This window comes from Enterobacter sp. ZOR0014 (assembly GCF_000798855.1).
GTDB classification, from domain to species: Bacteria; Pseudomonadota; Gammaproteobacteria; order Enterobacterales; family Enterobacteriaceae; genus Enterobacter; species Enterobacter kobei.
The window spans coordinates 1-17,310 of the sequence record NZ_JTLF01000075.1 but is presented as its reverse complement, the minus strand read 5'-3'; the positions used below and the strand labels follow the sequence as shown (position 1 = coordinate 17,310).

General features: G+C 58.2%; 16 protein-coding genes. 10 read left to right on the top strand and 6 right to left on the bottom strand.

Annotation, left to right across the window (positions count from 1 at the left end):
• The 5 genes from L977_RS03160 to L977_RS03140 all read left to right on the top strand — a co-directional run.
• Positions 1-562: ABC transporter ATP-binding protein (locus L977_RS03160; RefSeq protein WP_047624699.1), on the top strand; the 562-nt coding region annotated here is incomplete at its 5' end.
• Positions 559-1,542: a FecCD family ABC transporter permease gene (locus L977_RS03155; protein ID WP_047624697.1), complete on the top strand. Its 984-nt coding sequence runs from the start codon at positions 559-561 to the stop codon at positions 1,540-1,542. The genes L977_RS03160 and L977_RS03155, both read left to right, overlap by 4 nt.
• On the top strand, positions 1,539-2,579 hold the full coding sequence (locus L977_RS03150; protein WP_047624695.1) for a FecCD family ABC transporter permease: 1,041 nt from the start codon (positions 1,539-1,541) through the stop codon (positions 2,577-2,579). The genes L977_RS03155 and L977_RS03150 overlap by 4 nt, the downstream gene beginning before the upstream one ends.
• A 9-nt stretch (positions 2,580-2,588) precedes the next feature.
• Entirely contained in the window at positions 2,589-3,539 is a 951-nt protein-coding gene (locus L977_RS03145; RefSeq protein WP_047624693.1) for an iron-siderophore ABC transporter substrate-binding protein, read from the top strand.
• Complete coding sequence (locus tag L977_RS03140; protein ID WP_014885250.1) at positions 3,536-4,411, top strand: MurR/RpiR family transcriptional regulator; 876 nt, start codon at positions 3,536-3,538, stop codon at positions 4,409-4,411. Before L977_RS03145 ends, L977_RS03140 begins: the two co-directional genes overlap by 4 nt.
• A gap of 31 nt (positions 4,412-4,442) precedes the next feature.
• Here the strand turns inward: L977_RS03140 and lysM are convergent, their stop codons facing one another.
• The 5 genes from lysM to qseB all read right to left on the bottom strand — a co-directional run bounded on the left by lysM (position 4,443) and on the right by qseB (position 8,061).
• On the bottom strand, positions 4,443-4,883 hold the full coding sequence (gene lysM / locus L977_RS03135) for a peptidoglycan-binding protein LysM (protein ID WP_014885249.1): 441 nt from the start codon (positions 4,881-4,883) through the stop codon (positions 4,443-4,445).
• Positions 4,884-5,034: 151 nt separating this feature from the next.
• On the bottom strand, positions 5,035-5,349 hold the full coding sequence (locus tag L977_RS03130) for a putative quinol monooxygenase (protein ID WP_008502984.1): 315 nt from the start codon (positions 5,347-5,349) through the stop codon (positions 5,035-5,037).
• Positions 5,350-5,380: 31 nt separating this feature from the next.
• The gene (locus L977_RS03125; protein WP_014885247.1) at positions 5,381-5,962 is read right to left on the bottom strand and encodes an NAD(P)H-dependent oxidoreductase; all 582 of its coding nucleotides are present in this window, start codon (positions 5,960-5,962) and stop codon (positions 5,381-5,383) included.
• A 105-nt stretch (positions 5,963-6,067) separates the two neighbouring features.
• Complete coding sequence (gene qseC / locus L977_RS03120) at positions 6,068-7,405, bottom strand: quorum sensing histidine kinase QseC (protein ID WP_045268654.1); 1,338 nt, start codon at positions 7,403-7,405, stop codon at positions 6,068-6,070.
• Entirely contained in the window at positions 7,402-8,061 is a 660-nt protein-coding gene (qseB, locus tag L977_RS03115) for a quorum sensing response regulator transcription factor QseB (RefSeq protein ID WP_014885245.1), read from the bottom strand. The genes qseC and qseB overlap by 4 nt, the downstream gene beginning before the upstream one ends.
• A gap of 139 nt (positions 8,062-8,200) precedes the next feature.
• Between qseB and L977_RS03110 the strand changes: the two genes are divergently transcribed.
• The 4 genes from L977_RS03110 (at position 8,201) to ftsP (ending at position 13,351) form a co-directional block, all read left to right on the top strand.
• Positions 8,201-8,602: a YgiW/YdeI family stress tolerance OB fold protein gene (locus L977_RS03110; protein WP_014885244.1), complete on the top strand. Its 402-nt coding sequence runs from the start codon at positions 8,201-8,203 to the stop codon at positions 8,600-8,602.
• A 118-nt stretch (positions 8,603-8,720) separates the two neighbouring features.
• Entirely contained in the window at positions 8,721-10,979 is a 2,259-nt protein-coding gene (gene parC, locus L977_RS03105) for a DNA topoisomerase IV subunit A (protein WP_014885243.1), read from the top strand.
• A gap of 163 nt (positions 10,980-11,142) precedes the next feature.
• Positions 11,143-11,880 (top strand): 1-acylglycerol-3-phosphate O-acyltransferase, encoded by a 738-nt coding sequence (gene plsC, locus L977_RS03100; protein WP_014885242.1) that lies wholly within the window; start codon positions 11,143-11,145, stop codon positions 11,878-11,880.
• A gap of 58 nt (positions 11,881-11,938) precedes the next feature.
• The gene (gene ftsP / locus L977_RS03095; protein WP_023331309.1) at positions 11,939-13,351 is read left to right on the top strand and encodes a cell division protein FtsP; all 1,413 of its coding nucleotides are present in this window, start codon (positions 11,939-11,941) and stop codon (positions 13,349-13,351) included.
• Between the two features lie 32 nt (positions 13,352-13,383).
• Here the strand turns inward: ftsP and L977_RS03090 are convergent, their stop codons facing one another.
• Entirely contained in the window at positions 13,384-14,859 is a 1,476-nt protein-coding gene (locus tag L977_RS03090; protein WP_047624690.1) for a TrkH family potassium uptake protein, read from the bottom strand.
• A gap of 200 nt (positions 14,860-15,059) precedes the next feature.
• On the opposite strand from L977_RS03090, the gene L977_RS03085 reads away from it, so the two are divergent.
• Entirely contained in the window at positions 15,060-17,231 is a 2,172-nt protein-coding gene (locus L977_RS03085; RefSeq protein ID WP_023338788.1) for a YgiQ family radical SAM protein, read from the top strand.
• The last annotated feature ends 79 nt before the right edge of the window (positions 17,232-17,310 follow it).

The window sequence follows — 17,310 nt, the reverse complement described above, 5'->3', positions numbered from 1 at the left end:
GCTGGGTATCCTGCCGCAGTCGCCGCTGCTGCCGGAAGGGTTAACCGTTTTCGAGCTGGTCTCGCGCGGGCGTTTTCCGTGGCAGAATTTTATGCGCCAGTGGAGCGACGAAGACGAGCGGGCGGTGGAAGAGGCGCTGCGCCTGACCGGCACGGCGGAGTTTGCCCATAGGCCTGTCGAGAGCCTGTCCGGCGGCCAGCGTCAGCGCTGCTGGATCGCCATGGCGCTGGCGCAGCAGACGCCGTATATCCTGCTGGATGAACCGACAACCTTCCTCGATCTCCGCTACCAGGTGGAAATCCTCGAACTGCTGCATACGCTGACGCGCGCGCATGGACGTACCGTGGTAGTGGTGCTGCACGACCTTAACTTTGCCGTGAATTATGGTGATTCACTGGTCTTTTTACGCCAGGGAAAAGTGGAGGGCGTATTACATGAGGGCGACGTCTGCACGCCGGAGCTGATTAAAGCGGTGTTTGATGTCGACGTGCATATGTCCATCAATCCGCTGACCGGCAAACCGTTCTTTATGCCGTTCCGCCAGGTCACGGAACAGCCATGATGCGCACCTCTCTGGCTTTCCTGCTTTTCACCTTGCTGCTGGCGATGGGCGCGATTGCGCATCTGGGTATCGGTGCGCGTTTTATCGCCCCGAAGACGGTGGTGGAGGCCTTCTTCCATTTCGACCCGCGCAATTTCGACCATAACATCATTATCAAACTGCGGCTGCTGCGTCTCTGCGGCGCGATGGTGACAGGTGCTGCCCTCGGCGTCGCGGGCGTGCTGCTGCAATCCGTGATCCGCAACCCGCTCGGCGAACCGCATATTCTGGGGCTCAATGCCGGGGCGGCACTGGCGGTGGTACTGACGAACGCGCTTGGGCTCACGCTGCCGTTTGGACGCCCGCTGATTGCCGCCGCTGGCGCCGCTGCGCTGTTTCTGCTGGTGCTGATGTTCTCCTCGTCCGGCCGCGCCGGACTCACGCCGATGAAGGTGACCCTGTGCGGCGTGGCGATGTCGGCGTTTGCCGCGTCGATTACCGCCACGGTGCTCATACTGGATGAACAGACGCTGCTCGCCATGCGGACCTGGCTGGCGGGGGACCTGGCCGGGATCAACGTGCAGACGCTTCAGAACGCCCTTTGGGCTGCAACAGCCGGTTTTGTTCTCGCCATCGGGCTGTCGCCCTCGCTCAATATGCTGGCGATGGGCGACAGGATGGCGCAGGGGCTGGGCGTGTCGCTGCTGAAAACCCGCCTGCTCGCTCTGCTTTCTATCGCGCTGCTCTGCGGGGCGGCGGTCTCCCTCGCCGGGCCGATTGGCTTTATCGGTCTTGTGGTGCCGCAGCTCATTCGTCGTCTGGTGTCGGTTGATTTACGCGTGATGGTGCCGCTCTCTGCCCTGTGTGGCGCGCTGGTTCTGCTGCTGGCGGATATCGCCGCCCGCACGCTGTTTACGCCCTGGGAGCTGGCAACCGGCATCATGACTGCCCTGGTCGGCGCGCCCGTCTTTATCTTCATGGCTGCAAGGATGTTCAAATGAACCGGGCTGGATTGCGTGCGTTACGCGTGGGGGCTTTCTCGGCGCTGGTTCGTCCAAAAGCGCTGGTGTGCCTGGCCGTCCTGACGCTGGCGGCCTGCTTGCTAACCGCTTTTGGCCTGACGCACGGCTCGCTTTCCGTTCCTGCATCCGCCATCGGGCGGGCGCTGTTTTATACCGAAAGCCTGACCCCAGAGACGCACTACATCGTGATGGATATCCGTCTGCCGCGCCTGCTGATGGCGGTACTGTGCGGCGCGATGCTCGGCATGGCTGGCGCGGCAATGCAGTCCATTACCCGCAATGGCCTGGCGGACCCGGGGCTTATCGGCGTGAAAGAGGGTTGTAGCGCGGCGGTACTGCTGCTGATTTTTCAGTTTCCGGCGCTGGGACTGGGCTGGCGGCCGCTGGTCGGCATAGCCGGAGGCCTACTCACTGCGCTGTTGGTGGTGGCCCTGGCGCGTGATATTTCGCGTCCACGATTCATTCTGATCGGCATCGGCGTTTCATGGGCCTTCGCCGCGGCAATGGGCGTCTTTATGACCACGGCGGACGTGCGCGACGTGCAGACGGCGATGCTATGGCTGGCGGGAAGCCTGCACGCGGCAAACTGGACGCTGGTCAGCATTGCGACGGCCTGGTCGCTTCCGGCATTTGCGCTGCTGTTATTAACCGCCCGCGCTGCCGACGTGGCGCTGCTCGGCAACCACGCGGCGGCGGGACTGGGGGTGCGCACAAACCGACTGGCGCTGCTGCGCGTTCTCGCCCCGGTGGTGCTGACGGCGGCCTGCGTCTCCTGCGTGGGCAGTATTGGTTTTGTCGGGCTCATTGCGCCACATATGGCGCGCCTGCTGCTGCGCGGCGGGCAAACCGCGCTCCTGACGGGAAGCGCCGTGCTGGGGGCGCTGCTGGTGCTGCTGGCGGATAACGTCGGGCGGCTGGCATTCCTCCCGCTGCAGCTGCCTGCGGGCATTGTGATTTCACTGATTGGCGGACCCTTTTTCCTGCTGCTGCTCTGGCAGCGTCGGGACAGATTTTAGGAGACTATGATGCGCGTACTGTTTGCGATGCTGTTGCTGGTAGGCTTTGCGGTGGGTGCGGCCGAGCCGACCCAGACGTTTACGGACGATCTGAACCGGAAAGTGGTGGTACCGGTACATCCGAAACAGATCGTCTCGTTACACGATCTGGATATCACCATTCCACTGATTGAGCTTGGCGTACCGCCCGTGGCGAGCCATGGCCGCACGCGACCGGACGGTAGCCACTTTCTGCGGTCCAGCGGCATGTTGACCGGCGTCGACTTCGATAATTCCGACATCAAGTTTATCGGCACTGCCGATATCGACATTGAGGCCATCGCCGCGGCAAAACCGGATCTGATCATTACCGAGCCGACCCGCAACACGCCGGTAGAGCAGCTGGAAAAGATTGCCCCGACGGTGAGTATCAATCATCTCGACGGCGGCGCGCCGGAGATCTACCGCAAACTGGCGCAGCTGACGGGCACGCAGGCGCGGCTCAAGGTTCTTGAACGCCGCTATCAGGAACAAATCAAGGCGCTGAAGGCGACTATCGACACACGCAAAATCACCGTGTCGGTGATTCAGGCTAATCAGGGGAAAATCAACGCCATGCACAGCTACCATTCGCTGGGGCGCGTCCTGCGTGATGCCGGGTTTACCTTCCCGCCGCTGATTGAGTCCATCCCGGAGGGCGGACGGATTGACGTCAGTGCTGAACGGCTGCCGGAGCTGGATGCTGATTTCGTTTTCGCTACCTGGCGCGGGGATACGGGCGGCAAACCGCAGGATGAGCTGGCAGCAATGGATGCGGTCATGCCCGGCTGGTGTCAGTTCCTGAATGCCTGCCGAACCGGCCACTACGTACTGATCTCGCGCGAAGAGGCCATCTCGAACTCGTTCGCCTCGTTAGGGCTCATGGCCGCGCAGGTGCAGTCGCAGATTGCCGGACGTCCTTTGCCGGAGGCGTCACGATGAGCCGAAAAGTCGATGTTTTCGGCGACCGCCTCCGCTCGCGGGCGCACCAGCTTACGCCGCGGCTGCTGCTGGTGGCGCGCTATATCAATGAAAATCGTGAAGCGGTGATGGAACAGACGGCGATGGAGATCGCGACGCTGCTTAAAACGTCGGATGCCACCGTCGTCCGCGCCATCCAGGCACTCGGTTTTGGTGGATTGCGCGATCTCAAGCAGACGCTGGAGCAGTGGTTTGGTCCGGTGGTGACCTCCAGCGAAAAGATCTCCACCACGGTGAATACGCTTACCAGCGACGTCAATGCGAGCATTGATTTCGTGCTGGAGGGGCACCAGCATACCTGTAACGTCTTGTCTGAACCCCACAACCGCCTCGCGATGGCGCAGGCGGTCTCACTGCTGGCTCAGGCGAGGCAGGTTGCCCTGTTTGGTATTGGCGCGTCCGGGATTCTGGCCGAATACACCGCCAGATTGTTCAGCCGGATGGGACTCCCCGCCATGCCGCTCAACCGTACCGGGATAGGGCTTGCGGAACAGTTGATTGGGCTCCAGCGCGGTGATGTGCTGATCATGATGGCGCAAAAATCTGCGCATCGGGAAGGACAAACCACGCTGCGCGAGGCGAAACGCCTGGGGATCCCCACCGTTTTGCTGACCAATGCCACCGACTCACAATTCAGTAAAGAGGCCAGCGTGGTGATCCACGTCCCGCGTGGCGGAGAGAAGGGTAAAATCCCGCTTCATGGCACGGTGCTGCTGTGTCTGGAGATGATTGTTTTATCCGTTGCCTCCACCGAGCCGCAGCGCACCATTAAGTCGATGAAGCGTATCAATGAGTTGCATCGTGGGTTAAAGCCGGGGAAGAAAAGCGGTTAAAAACAGTCGGGGGTACCCCCCGACTCGTGGATCACGCTTTCGGAATACGCAGCGTCTGGCCCGGGTAGATTTTATCCGGGCTGGAGAGCATCGGGCGATTGGCCTCGAAAATCTTGTTGTACTGGTTGGCATCGCCGTACACGGTTTTGGAGATAGCGCTCAGGGTATCGCCGGATTTTACCGTGTAGTAGGTGGCTTCATCTTTGGCATCGGTCGCGGTGATATTGTTCTCCACTTCGCTGACGCCCGCGATGTTCCCGACGGCGACCTGGATTTTCTCTTTCTGCTCCTGGGTCAGCCCGTCGCCCGTTACGCTAGCTTTGCCGTCGGTAACGTTAACCTGGACTTTGTCTGAACCGGGAATGTTGAGTTTCTTGAGGTGCTCGGTGATTTTGTCGCCCTGGCCTTTATGATCGGTCAGGTTATCCCACAGCTTTTCGCCTGCTTCTTTGACGAAGTTAAAAAGACCCATTCCATCCTCCTGTTAATCATGAAGTCAGAATAAGCATAGCAGTTGAGGTTTAAGGTGCTAAAAAAGCCCGGTGGCGCTAACGCTTACCGGGCCTACGGTTCAGGTTTTGTAGGCCGGGTACACGCAGTGCCACCCGGCAAATTCCACGAACTTAAACCCCTTGCTCCAGAATACGGATGTGGGTCTCCAGCACGTCACCTTTCACCGCATCGCTCCACGCTTTCATATGTGCGGTCTGCAAATGCGCTTCAAGATGGGCGACGGTTTCCCACTGCTCAACCATGATAATGGAGTCTGGCGCGGTGGCCTGGAAGCTTGCGTCGGTAGCGGCGTCCACCATCGGCGCGTAGCCGTGGCAGCCTTCTTCTTTCAGTACGGTTGGGATAATTTTCGCGAACTGATCCAGCACCGCCTGACGGTGATGTTGACCTGGACGAGTACGGATTTCTGCGATTACTGTAAGCATGGTTACTACTCCTTTAATTCCAGGCTACCAGTTAAGCAAAAATTTTCGCGAGATGCTTGCGATATTCTGCGATATAGCTCGGGACGTCCGGCATTTTAATCACGTCGTTGACGATAAAGGTCGGCAGCGGATCCATCCCCAGGAACTGGTTCGCCTTGTGGAACGGCAGATACGCACCGTCGACGCCCACGCCTTCAAAGAACTGATCTTTTTCGGTGAAGGCTTCCAGAGGAGCGTTCCAGGTCAGGGAAAGCATATATTTTTTGCCCTGAATCAGACCGCCGGAACCGTATTTTTTCGACGCGTCTGAACGGGTGCGGCCGTCGCTGGCATAAAGTGAACCGTGACCTTCGGTGAAGACGTCGTCCATGTACTTTTTCACCGTCCACGGTGCGCCCATCCACCAGCCCGGCATCTGCCAAATCACTACGTCGGCCCACAGGAAGTTCTGCACTTCCGCCTTCACGTCATACTCGCTGTCCGCACGCACGACCTTAACATCATGCCCGGCGTCGCGCAGGAAACCATCCGCGACCTCGGTCAGGGTGTCATTCAGTTGGCCTTTAGAGTGCGCAAATTCTTTTGCGCCGTTGATAATCAAAATGTTGCTCATTATTTGTCCTCGTGACTGAGAGTATGCCGGGTATTCTACGCGCGAGGACGGAGCGGAAAAATGAGCAAAATGTGCAAAGTCTTTTGCGTTAAATGCAATAATCTTTTACCAACTGACGTTCACTTCGAAGCCGCCTTCAGGGGCGTTGCCCAGCGCGACGTGCATCCCGTGCAGGGCGGCGATGCGTTTCACAATGGATAACCCCAGCCCGCTTCCGGTGGCATCCTGACCTGGCGGACGGTAAAACCGCTCGCCGAGACGCGCCAGCGCATCGGGGGAAATACCCGGGCCATTGTCGCGCACGGTAAAGCGACGCGCATCCAGCGTCACATCCACCACGCTGCCGCGCGGACTGTAACGGGTGGCGTTATCCAGCAGGTTACGAACCAGCAGGCTCAGGAGCAGTTGCTGACCCGTGCGCGTCACCTCTGGCGCGTTAATGTTCAGACGAATATCAATGCCCGCCTGCTGCGCCGGAGGGTAGATATCCATTACCGCGGACTGCAGCAAATCGGCCATCGCTATCTGTTCTACACCGTCCAGGCTGTCCAGCGAGTCCAGACGCGACAGCGTGAGGAGCTGATCCACCAGACGGGACGCGCGATCGATGCCCGCGTGCAGCTGCGTCAGCGCTTTTTCCTGTGCCTGCGGATCGTCCTGAGAGAGCTGCGCCACGTCGGTTTGCACCTTCAGCGCCGCCAGCGGGCTGCGTAATTCATGGGCGGCATCGGAGGTAAAACGGCGCTCGCGGGTCATCATCTCCTGGGTACGCGCAAAGAGATGATTCAGCGAGTCGAGCAGGGGGCGCACTTCCGCCGGTACGCCCTGGATGGGCAGGGCATCGGTGGCATCCGGCGAGCGCGCGCGCAGGGTCTGTGCCAGTTTTTTCAGCGGTTTCAGTTCCCGACTCAGCAGGACAATAAGCAACAGCAGCATTACCGGCAGCGCCACCAGCCAAGGCGTCAGCTGTGAGCTGACGACGTCGAGCGCCATATCCTGCCGGTACTCCCACTCCTGGCCGACCACCACGCGGTATTTCCCGTCTGGCGATGTCAGCCATAAAAAGCGCCATTCGTCGTTATCGTCCTGAAGCCGTCCGTCGTCAAAGCCGTCACGGCGATAGTGATACGGGATATCGCGGCCGTTTTCGCCGTCGTTCAGGATCATCGTGCCGTCTGAAGCGTAAATCGCAAAGGCCAGCGCATCGTCGTCAAGATGCCCGTGTTTGGCTTTTTTCGGCACCTCACGCATGCGCGCTGGCGCATGAAGCTCGTCCAGTTCCATCGTCAGCAGTCGTTTGGCAAACAGCATCTGCTGTGTATCGAACAGCTTATCCAGCTTGTGGGTGGTCTGCTGCCAGGCCACCAGGCTGGCGGCGAACCATGCCGTCAGAGAGAGGACTAAAAACAGCAGCGTCAGGCGCAGCTTCAGGCTCAATTTCATGCGTCACCCAGGGTATAACCGATGCCGTGTACGGTGCGGATAAAGTCGCTTCCGAGCTTGCGGCGTAAATGATGAACATGGACTTCGACGGCGTTGCTAGAGACGTCATCGTCCCAGGTATAGAGTTTTTCCTCGATCAGCTTGCGCGGCAGTACCCGGCCTGCGTTACGCATTAACAGCTCCAGCAGCGCGAACTCTTTAGGCTTAAGCGTTAACGTTTCGCCATCCAGCGTGGCGATAAGGCTCGCTGGATCGAGCGTGACCTTGCCGTGGCGCAGTTCGCTGCGCGTCTGGCCGTGGCTGCGGCGCACCAGCGCTTCAAGGCGGGCAGCCACTTCGATCAGGGCAAAAGGCTTACAGAGATAATCGTCCGCCCCGAGGCGCAGCCCTTCAACACGCTGGTTCAGCGCATCCCGCGCCGTCAGGATCAGTACCGGCTCGCTGTGTCCGCCTTCACGCCAGGCGCGCAGAATGTCCAGACCGTCAATTTCCGGCAGCGTCAGGTCCAGCACCACGGCATCATAGGGCGCGGAAGCGAGCGCGGCCTGCCCGGTTTTCCCCTCGGTAAACCAGTCCACGCTAAAGCCCAGTTTGCTTAAGCCCGCTTTGATGCCATCGCCGATGAGCTTGTCATCTTCTACCAGTAAAATGCGCATGTTCCCTCCTTGATGCCGCCAGTAAACCCTCTCTAAGCGGCTGGTGTACAGTAAAAATAAATAAATTTTCCCCTTAAGAAGTTGTTAAGGATTACCCTGTTTAATGGACTGCGAAACGACATTAAAGGGAGAGATTACGATGAAAAAATTCGCTGCAATTGCTGCCATCATGATGATGACCACCGCGCCGGTCTTTGCTGCTCAGGGCGGTTTTAGTGGCCCATCCGCCACGCCGGCCCAGACGCAAACTCAGCAGGGCGGTTTTGTCGATAACAACGCCAACCTCACCACCGCGGCTAAAGTGAAAGATCTGAAGGACGATGCCTGGGTGAAGCTGCGCGGGAACATTACCGAGCGCCTGTCCGATGACCGCTACACCTTCCGCGATGAGTCCGGTACGGTGGTGGTCGAAATTGACCACAAGCGCTGGAACGGCGTGACCGTGACCCCGCAGGATAAAGTGGAGCTGCAGGGTAAAGTCGATAAAGACTGGAACGAGTTTGAAATCGATGTGAAGCAGGTTATCAAGCTGAACAAATAACCCGAAAAGGGCCGCTCACCCGGCCCTTTTTCTTTGTGACTCAACTCGTCAGATAGGGTAGTATCTGCGGCAATATTGCCTGAAACCCATCGGTTTCTGAGTTGAGGAATCACACGTAATGAGCGATATGGCAGAGCGCCTCGCGCTACATGAATTCACGGAAAACGCCTACCTGAACTACTCCATGTACGTCATCATGGACAGGGCGTTGCCGTTTATCGGGGATGGCCTGAAGCCGGTTCAGCGCCGCATCGTCTATGCGATGTCCGAACTGGGGCTGAACGCCACCGCCAAGTTCAAGAAATCCGCCCGTACCGTCGGTGACGTGCTGGGTAAATACCATCCGCACGGCGACAGCGCCTGTTATGAAGCGATGGTCCTGATGGCGCAGCCGTTCTCTTACCGCTATCCGCTGGTGGATGGTCAGGGGAACTGGGGGGCACCGGACGATCCGAAATCCTTCGCGGCGATGCGTTATACCGAATCTCGTCTCTCTAAATATGCCGAAGTGCTGCTGGGCGAGCTGGGTCAGGGAACCGTTGACTGGGTGCCAAACTTCGACGGTACGATGCAGGAGCCGAAGATGCTGCCTGCGCGTCTGCCAAACATTCTGCTGAACGGTACCACCGGTATTGCGGTCGGTATGGCGACAGATATTCCGCCCCACAACCTGCGTGAAGTGGCGAAAGCCGCCATCACCCTGATTGAGCAGCCTAAAACGTCGCTCGACGAGCTGCTGGATATCGTTCAGGGGCCGGATTATCCGACTGAAGCGGAAATCATCACCTCGCGTGCGGAAATCCGCAAAATCTACCAGAACGGTCGCGGCTCCGTGCGCATGCGCGCGGTGTGGAATAAAGAAGACGGCGCTGTGGTGATCACCGCGCTGCCGCACCAGGTTTCCGGCGCGAAAGTGCTGGAGCAGATCGCCTCCCAGATGCGCAATAAAAAGCTGCCGATGGTGGACGACCTGCGCGACGAATCTGACCACGAGAACCCGACCCGTCTGGTGATCGTGCCGCGCTCCAACCGCGTGGACATGGAGCAGGTGATGAACCACCTGTTTGCCACCACCGATCTGGAAAAAAGCTACCGCATCAACCTGAACATGATCGGCCTTGACGGACGCCCGGCGGTGAAAAACCTGCTGGAGATCCTTTCCGAATGGCTAACGTTCCGTCGTGATACGGTCCGCCGTCGTCTAAACCATCGTCTGGAGAAAGTGCTGAAGCGCCTGCATATCCTCGAAGGTTTGCTGGTGGCGTTCCTCAATATCGACGAAGTCATTGAGATCATCCGTACCGAGGACGAGCCGAAGCCGGCCCTGATGTCGCGCTTTGGCATCAGCGAAACGCAGGCGGAAGCGATCCTCGAACTGAAACTGCGCCATCTCGCCAAACTGGAAGAGATGAAGATCCGCGGTGAACAGAACGAGCTGGAAAAAGAGCGCGATCAGCTGCAGGCGATCCTCGCGTCCGAGCGCAAGATGAATAACCTGCTGAAGAAAGAGCTGCAGGCGGATGCTGATGCTTTCGGCGACGATCGTCGTTCTCCGCTGCACGAGCGCGAAGAAGCGAAGGCAATGAACGAGCATGACATGCAGCCTTCCGAGCCGGTGACCATTGTGCTGTCGCAAAGCGGCTGGGTGCGCAGCGCCAAAGGCCATGATATCGACGCGCCGGGTCTCAGCTACAAAGCCGGTGACAGCTTTAAAGCGGCGGTGAAAGGCAAGAGTAACCAGCCGGTGGCGTTTATCGACTCCACTGGTCGCAGCTACGCCATCGACCCTATCACGCTGCCTTCCGCGCGCGGCCAGGGCGAACCGCTTACCGGTAAGCTGACGCTGCCGCCGGGGGCGACGGTTGATCATATGCTGATGGAGGCCGATGACCAGAAGCTGCTGATGGCGTCTGACGCGGGTTATGGCTTTATCTGTACCTTTAACGATCTTGTGTCGCGTAACCGTGCCGGTAAAGCGCTGATTAGCCTGCCGGACAACGCTCGCGTGATGACGCCGCTGGTGATCGAGAACGAAAGCGATATGCTGCTGGCGATCACCTCCGCCGGACGCATGCTGATGTTCCCGGTCAGCGACCTGCCGGAGCTGTCGAAAGGGAAGGGCAACAAGATCATCAACATCCCGTCGGCGGAAGCCGCGAAAGGTGAAGATGGTCTGGCGCACCTCTTCCTGCTGCCGCCGCAGAGCACGCTGACCATTCATGTTGGCAAGCGTAAGATCAAACTGCGTCCGGAAGAGCTGCAGAAAGTGGTGGGTGAACGCGGTCGTCGCGGTTCGCTGATGCGCGGCCTGCAGCGTATCGACCGTGTGGAGATAGATTCACCGGCGCGCAGCAGCGCGGGTGACAGCGAAGAGTAGTCTCGTGATATCCCCCTCCGTCCGGAGGGGGAAGTCCAATAAAATTTCCCGTAAAATCGTTGTTAATTCGTGCGTTGCGATTAACAATACGCGCTCGTAATAAAGTCCTTACCTGGCCACAGGTGAAGTATAATTGTCAGCTGTTGGGGCTTCAGAGGTCGCTATGCTATATATTGTTCGTCTTATTCTTACCGTTATCTACTGTATTCTGGTCTGTGTTTTCGGCTCAATTTATTGCCTGTTCAGCCCGCGCAATCCTAAGCACGTTGCCACCTTCGGCCATATGTTCGGCCGCCTTGCACCGTTGTTTGGTCTGAAGGTTGAAAAACGCCTGCCTGAAGGGGCAGAGAACTTCGGTAATGCCATCTATATCGCCAACCATCAAAACAACTACGATATGGTGACGGCCTCCAATATCGTTCTGCCGCCGACCGTGACGGTGGGGAAAAAGAGCCTGCTGTGGATCCCGTTTTTCGGCCAGTTGTACTGGCTGACCGGTAACCTGCTGATCGATCGTAATAACCGCGCAAAAGCACACAGCACCATTGCGGAAGTAGTGAATCATTTTAAAAAGCGCAAAATATCCATCTGGATGTTCCCGGAAGGGACGCGTAGCCGTGGGCGTGGCCTGCTGCCGTTTAAAACGGGCGCTTTTCATGCCGCAATTGCGGCGGGTGTTCCAATTATTCCTGTGTGCGTTTCCAATACTTCGAATAAGATTAATCTTAACCGCCTGAATAATGGTCTGGTGATTGTCGAAATGTTGCCGCCTGTCGATACCAGCAAATACGGTAAAGACCAGGTACGCGAGCTGGCAGCACATTGCCGCGAGCTGATGGCTCAGCGTATTGCGCAGCTGGACAAAGAAGTCGCAGAAAGAGAAGCCGCCGGTAAGATTTAATCCGGCGTTAAAGGGAAAACGAATTCCCGCGTTGTTAGTCGTTTCAGATGGAGCTTATATGTCACTCAGTCGGCGTCAGTTTATTCAGGCTTCGGGGATTGCCCTCTGTGCGGGTGCGATGCCGCTGACAGCCAGCGCCGCCGGGCAGCAACAGCCGCTGCCCATTCCGCCGTTGATTGAATCCCGTCGCGGCCAGCCGCTATTTCTGACGCTACAGCGCAGCCACTGGTCCTTTACCCAGGGCACGCGCGCGCAGGTATGGGGCATTAACGGGCGCTACCTCGGGCCAACCGTTCGCGTGTGGAACGGCGATGACGTTAAGCTCATTTACAGCAACCGCACCACTGAAAATGTTGCCATGACCATCAGCGGTTTACAGGTTCCAGGCCCGCTGATCGGTGGCGCGGCGCGCATGATGTCTCCCAACGCCGACTGGGCACCCGTCCTGCCGATCCGCCAGAGCGCGGCAACGCTGTGGTATCACGCTAACACGCCTAACCGCACGGCGCAGCAGGTCTATAACGGTCTGGCCGGGATGTGGCTGGTGGAAGATGAGGTCAGCAAGTCGCTGCCGATCCCGAACCACTACGGCGTGGATGATTTCCCGATCATTATTCAGGATAAGCGCCTGGATAACTTTGGCACGCCGGAGTACAGCGAGCCGGGGAGCGGTGGCTTTGTTGGCGATACGCTGCTGGTAAACGGTGCGCAAAGCCCGTATGTCGAAGTTTCCCGCGGTTGGGTGCGTCTGCGTTTGCTTAATGCCTCTAACTCCCGTCGTTATCAGCTGCAGATGAGCGATGGCCGCCCGCTCCACGTGATCTCCGGCGACCAGGGTTTTTTACCTGCGCCGGTCTCCGTTAAGCAACTGGCGCTGGCGCCGGGGGAACGTCGGGAAATTCTGGTGGATATGACCAACGGGGATGAAGTCTCTGTCACCTGTGGCGAAGCCGCGAGCATTGTTGACCGTATTCGCGGGTTCTTCGAGCCGTCGAGCATTCTGGTCTCCACGCTGGTGTTAACCCTGCGTCCAACCGGCCTGCTGCCGCTGGTCACCGATAGCCTGCCGATGCGTTTGCTGCCGCAGGAGATCATGGGCGGTTCGCCGGTGCGCAGCCGTGATATCAGCCTGGGCGACGATCCGGGCATCAACGGCGCGCTGTGGGACGTCAACCGTATCGACATCACCGCCCAGCAGGGCACCTGGGAGCGCTGGACGGTCCGTTCAGATATGCCGCAGTCGTTCCATATTGAAGGGGTGTCATTCCTGATCCGTAACGTCAACGGTGCGATGCCGTTCCCGGAAGATCGCGGCTGGAAAGATACCGTCTGGGTGGATGGTCAGGTCGAACTGCTTGTCTACTATGGCCAGCCTTCGTGGCCGCACTTCCCGTTCCTGTTCCATAGCCAGACGCTGGAGATGATGGACAGGGGCTCCGTGGGGCAGATGTTGATCAACCCCGCGCCATAACCCCCTGACATTCCCGGTTCGCCGGGAATGTGTTATGCCCGCCAGAAAAAGCGCGAGAACAGAATCAGCACCGGGTAGATTTCCAGACGCCCTAAGATCATCGCCGCGCACATCAGCAGTTTTGCCCCTTCGGTTAAGGTGCCAAACGTTGATGCTGTCTCGCCAAAACCCAGCCCCATATTGTTGATACAGGCGGCAACCGTGCCGAATGACGTAAACAGGTCATAGCCCATCAGATTAAGCGCCCAGACAAAAAATCCGGTAATCATCACGTAGAGAAAAAAGAAGCTCCATACCGAACGCAGAACGCGTTCATTCACCACGCTTTTGCCCACCTTAATACTCAGCAGCGCGCGCGGATGAGCCAGCTGATTCATCTCCTGAATACTCTGCTTAAACATAATGAGAAAACGCAGCGCTTTGATCCCGCCGCAGGTCGAGCCGACGCAGCCACCAAAGAAGCTGGCGCTCAACAGTAAAAAGATGGTGTGGGCAGGCCATTGGGCATAGTCGGCCGTCGCGAGACCGTTATCGGTCATCATCGAGCTGGCAAGGAAGAAAGCGTGTACCAGGCTATCCGTGGGGTTGTACATTCCCGCATGCCAGACCTGCCAGGCGGTAATGAGGATAATCACCGCGGCGGCACTGAGAAAGAATTTGACCTCCGGGCTGCGGCGGATCGGTTTCAGGGTGCGTCTGACAATGGCGACGTACCAGAGGGTAAAGTTAAAGGCAGAAAGCAGCGAAAAGGCCCCGGCAACCAGTTCAATTGCGTGGCTGTCATAAAAGCCAATGCTCTCGCTGCGGGTAGAAAACCCGCCCAGTGACACAGTTGAAAGCCCGTGACAGATGGCGTCAAAAACGGGCATCCCCGCCAGCCAGTAGGCCAGCGTGCAGGTCACGCCCAGCGCGAAATAGGTCAGCCACAGGGTACGCGCAGTATCGGCAAGCCGGGGCGTCAGGCGCTCCTCTTTGAACGGCCCGGGCATTTCTGACTGATACAGCTTCATGCCCCCGATGCCCAGCAGCGGCAGTACTGCGACGGCCAGCACGATGACGCCTAACCCGCCAATGAAGTTGAGCTGGGCGCGATAATAAAGGTACGACTTAGGCAGGGCGCTGACGTCCCCGATCACCGTTGCCCCGGTCGTGGTGATCCCGGACACCCCTTCGAAGAGCGCATCCGCAAAAGAGAGATGCAGACCATCATCCATCCAGAGCGGCATGGCGCTGATCACTGAAAACAGCAGCCAGAACAGCACAATGATCACGAAACCGTCACGGGTGCGCAGCTGTATGCCGGCGTGACGGGTCGCCCGCCAGGTTAACCCCCCGAGGCTGAAAAAGGTCAGAAACGTGGTTAAAAACGCAAAGTAGGTCCGCTCTTTGTGCAGCAGGGCAATGACCATCGGCGGCAGCATTGAAAGGCTGTACAGCAGAACCAGGAAACCGCAGAGGTGGAGCACAACCCGCAGTTGAGACACATGTAACGAATCGTTGAACTTCACACGGAAACTCCACGCCAGAATGCCTCCCGGCGGCAGAGAACCGGAGGCGTCAGGGGTAATTATGATGCAAAATTAACAGGGCGCTGTATTTTAACGACTTCCGCGATTTTATGTCTGCTTCCTGCATCCTTTTCTTCAAATTGGACGGATGAACAGCGTATAATCCCGCTCCTTTTGTCTATTTTTTCTTCGGAAGCATTATGAGCGCCATTTCCCTGATCCAGCCGGATCGTGACCTCTTCTCCTGGCCCCAGTACTGGGCGGCCTGCTTTGGACCGGCGCCGTTCCTGCCGATGTCCCGGGAAGAGATGGACCAACTTGGCTGGGACAGCTGCGATATCATTCTGGTCACAGGCGATGCCTATGTTGACCATCCGAGTTTCGGCATGGCCATCTGCGGCCGTATGCTCGAAGCGCAGGGCTTCCGTGTGGGGATCATCTCCCAGCCTGACTGGAACAGCAAAGACGACTTTATGCGTCTGGGTAAACCGAACCTGTTCTTCGGCGTGACCGCGGGCAACATGGATTCGATGATCAACCGCTATACCGCCGACCGTAAGCTGCGCCATGACGATGCCTATACGCCGGATAACGTGGCGGGCAAACGTCCGGACCGCGCTACCCTCGTCTACACCCAGCGCTGTAAAGAAGCCTGGAAAGACGTGCCGGTGATCCTGGGTGGCATTGAGGCGAGTCTGCGCCGCACTGCGCATTACGACTACTGGTCAGATACCGTTCGCCGCTCGGTGCTGGTGGATTCCAAAGCCGATATGCTGATTTACGGCAACGGTGAACGTCCGCTGGTGGAAGTGGCGCATCGTCTCTCGCAGGGTGAACCGGTGAGCAGCATCCGCGACGTGCGCAATACCGCCATCATGGTGAAAGAGGCGCTGCCGGGCTGGAGCGGGGTGGATTCCCGCATCATTGATATGCCGGGCAAAATCGATCCTATCCCACACCCGTACGGCGAAGATTTGCCGTGTGCGGATAATAAACCGGTTGAGCCAAAGAAAGCGGAAGCAAAGGCGATTGTCGTGCAGCCGCCGCGCCCGAAACCGTGGGAAAAAACCTACGTGCTGCTGCCGTCTTACGAGAAGGTGAAGGCTGACAAAGTCCTCTACGCCCATGCGTCCCGTATTTTGCACCACGAAACCAACCCGGGCTGTGCCCGCGCGTTAATGCAGAAGCACGGCGAGCGCTTTATCTGGATCAACCCGCCAGCGATCCCGCTCTCCACCGAAGAGATGGACAGCGTCTTTGCGCTGCCGTACAAGCGCGTGCCGCATCCGGCGTACGGCAACGCCCGTATCCCGGCGTATGAGATGATCCGTTTCTCGATCAACATCATGCGCGGCTGCTTCGGCGGGTGCTCATTCTGCTCTATTACCGAGCACGAAGGCCGTATTATTCAGAGCCGCTCTGAAGATTCGATCATCAATGAGATCGAAGCGATTCGCGACACGGTGCCAGGCTTTACCGGTGTGATCTCCGACCTTGGCGGTCCAACCGCGAACATGTATATGCTGCGCTGTAAGTCGCCGCGCGCGGAGCAAACCTGCCGTCGTCTCTCCTGCGTCTATCCGAGCATCTGCGAGCATATGGATACCAACCACGAGCCGACGATCAATCTCTATCGTCGCGCGCGCGACCTGAAGGGCATCAAGAAGATCCTGATTGCCTCCGGGGTGCGTTACGACATCGCCGTGGAAGATCCGCGCTACATCAAAGAGCTGGCGACCCACCATGTGGGCGGCTACCTGAAGATTGCGCCGGAGCACACCGAAGAAGGTCCGCTGTCGAAGATGATGAAGCCGGGTATGGGCAGCTATGACCGCTTTAAAGAGCTGTTCGACACGTATTCAAAGCAGGCGGGCAAAGAGCAGTACCTGATCCCGTACTTCATCTCCGCGCACCCCGGCACGCGTGATGAGGATATGGTGAACCTGGCACTGTGGCTGAAGCAGCGTCGCTTCCGTCTGGATCAGGTGCAGAACTTTTACCCGTCACCGCTCGCCAACTCGACGACCATGTATTACACCGGCAAGAACCCGCTGAGTAAGATTGGCTACAAGAGTGAAGAGGTGGTGGTGCCAAAAGGGGATAAACAGCGTCGTCTGCATAAAGCGCTGCTGCGTTATCATGACCCGAAAAACTGGCCGCTGATCCGCCAGGCGCTGGAAGAGATGGGTAAAAAACACCTGATCGGTTCACGCCGCGACTGTCTGGTACCGGCCCCGACGCTGGATGAGATGCGCGAAGCGCGTCGCCAGAACCGCAATACGCGCCCGGCGCTGACCAAGCACACGCCGATTGTGCATCAGCGTTCGAACGGTAATTCGAATGCGAAGAAGCCCGTGAAGCGCAAAGCGTAAATAAAAAACCCCGGCAAGCCGGGGTTTTTTATGTAGACACGTAGGCCGGGTAAGGCGAAGCCGCCACCCGGCTTTTTTT

Coding starts and splice junctions, on each gene's coding strand:
- plsC (WP_014885242.1), top strand. CDS start 11,143: ATGCTATATATTGTTCGTCTTATTCTTACCGTTATCTACTGTATTCTG.
- L977_RS03125 (WP_014885247.1), bottom strand. CDS start 5,962: ATGAGCAACATTTTGATTATCAACGGCGCAAAAGAATTTGCGCACTCT.
- lysM (WP_014885249.1), bottom strand. CDS start 4,883: ATGGGTCTTTTTAACTTCGTCAAAGAAGCAGGCGAAAAGCTGTGGGAT.
- L977_RS03155 (WP_047624697.1), top strand. CDS start 559: ATGATGCGCACCTCTCTGGCTTTCCTGCTTTTCACCTTGCTGCTGGCG.
- L977_RS03140 (WP_014885250.1), top strand. CDS start 3,536: ATGAGCCGAAAAGTCGATGTTTTCGGCGACCGCCTCCGCTCGCGGGCG.
- ftsP (WP_023331309.1), top strand. CDS start 11,939: ATGTCACTCAGTCGGCGTCAGTTTATTCAGGCTTCGGGGATTGCCCTC.
- L977_RS03085 (WP_023338788.1), top strand. CDS start 15,060: ATGAGCGCCATTTCCCTGATCCAGCCGGATCGTGACCTCTTCTCCTGG.
- L977_RS03130 (WP_008502984.1), bottom strand. CDS start 5,349: ATGCTTACAGTAATCGCAGAAATCCGTACTCGTCCAGGTCAACATCAC.
- parC (WP_014885243.1), top strand. CDS start 8,721: ATGAGCGATATGGCAGAGCGCCTCGCGCTACATGAATTCACGGAAAAC.
- L977_RS03150 (WP_047624695.1), top strand. CDS start 1,539: ATGAACCGGGCTGGATTGCGTGCGTTACGCGTGGGGGCTTTCTCGGCG.
- L977_RS03145 (WP_047624693.1), top strand. CDS start 2,589: ATGCGCGTACTGTTTGCGATGCTGTTGCTGGTAGGCTTTGCGGTGGGT.
- L977_RS03110 (WP_014885244.1), top strand. CDS start 8,201: ATGAAAAAATTCGCTGCAATTGCTGCCATCATGATGATGACCACCGCG.
- qseC (WP_045268654.1), bottom strand. CDS start 7,405: ATGAAATTGAGCCTGAAGCTGCGCCTGACGCTGCTGTTTTTAGTCCTC.
- qseB (WP_014885245.1), bottom strand. CDS start 8,061: ATGCGCATTTTACTGGTAGAAGATGACAAGCTCATCGGCGATGGCATC.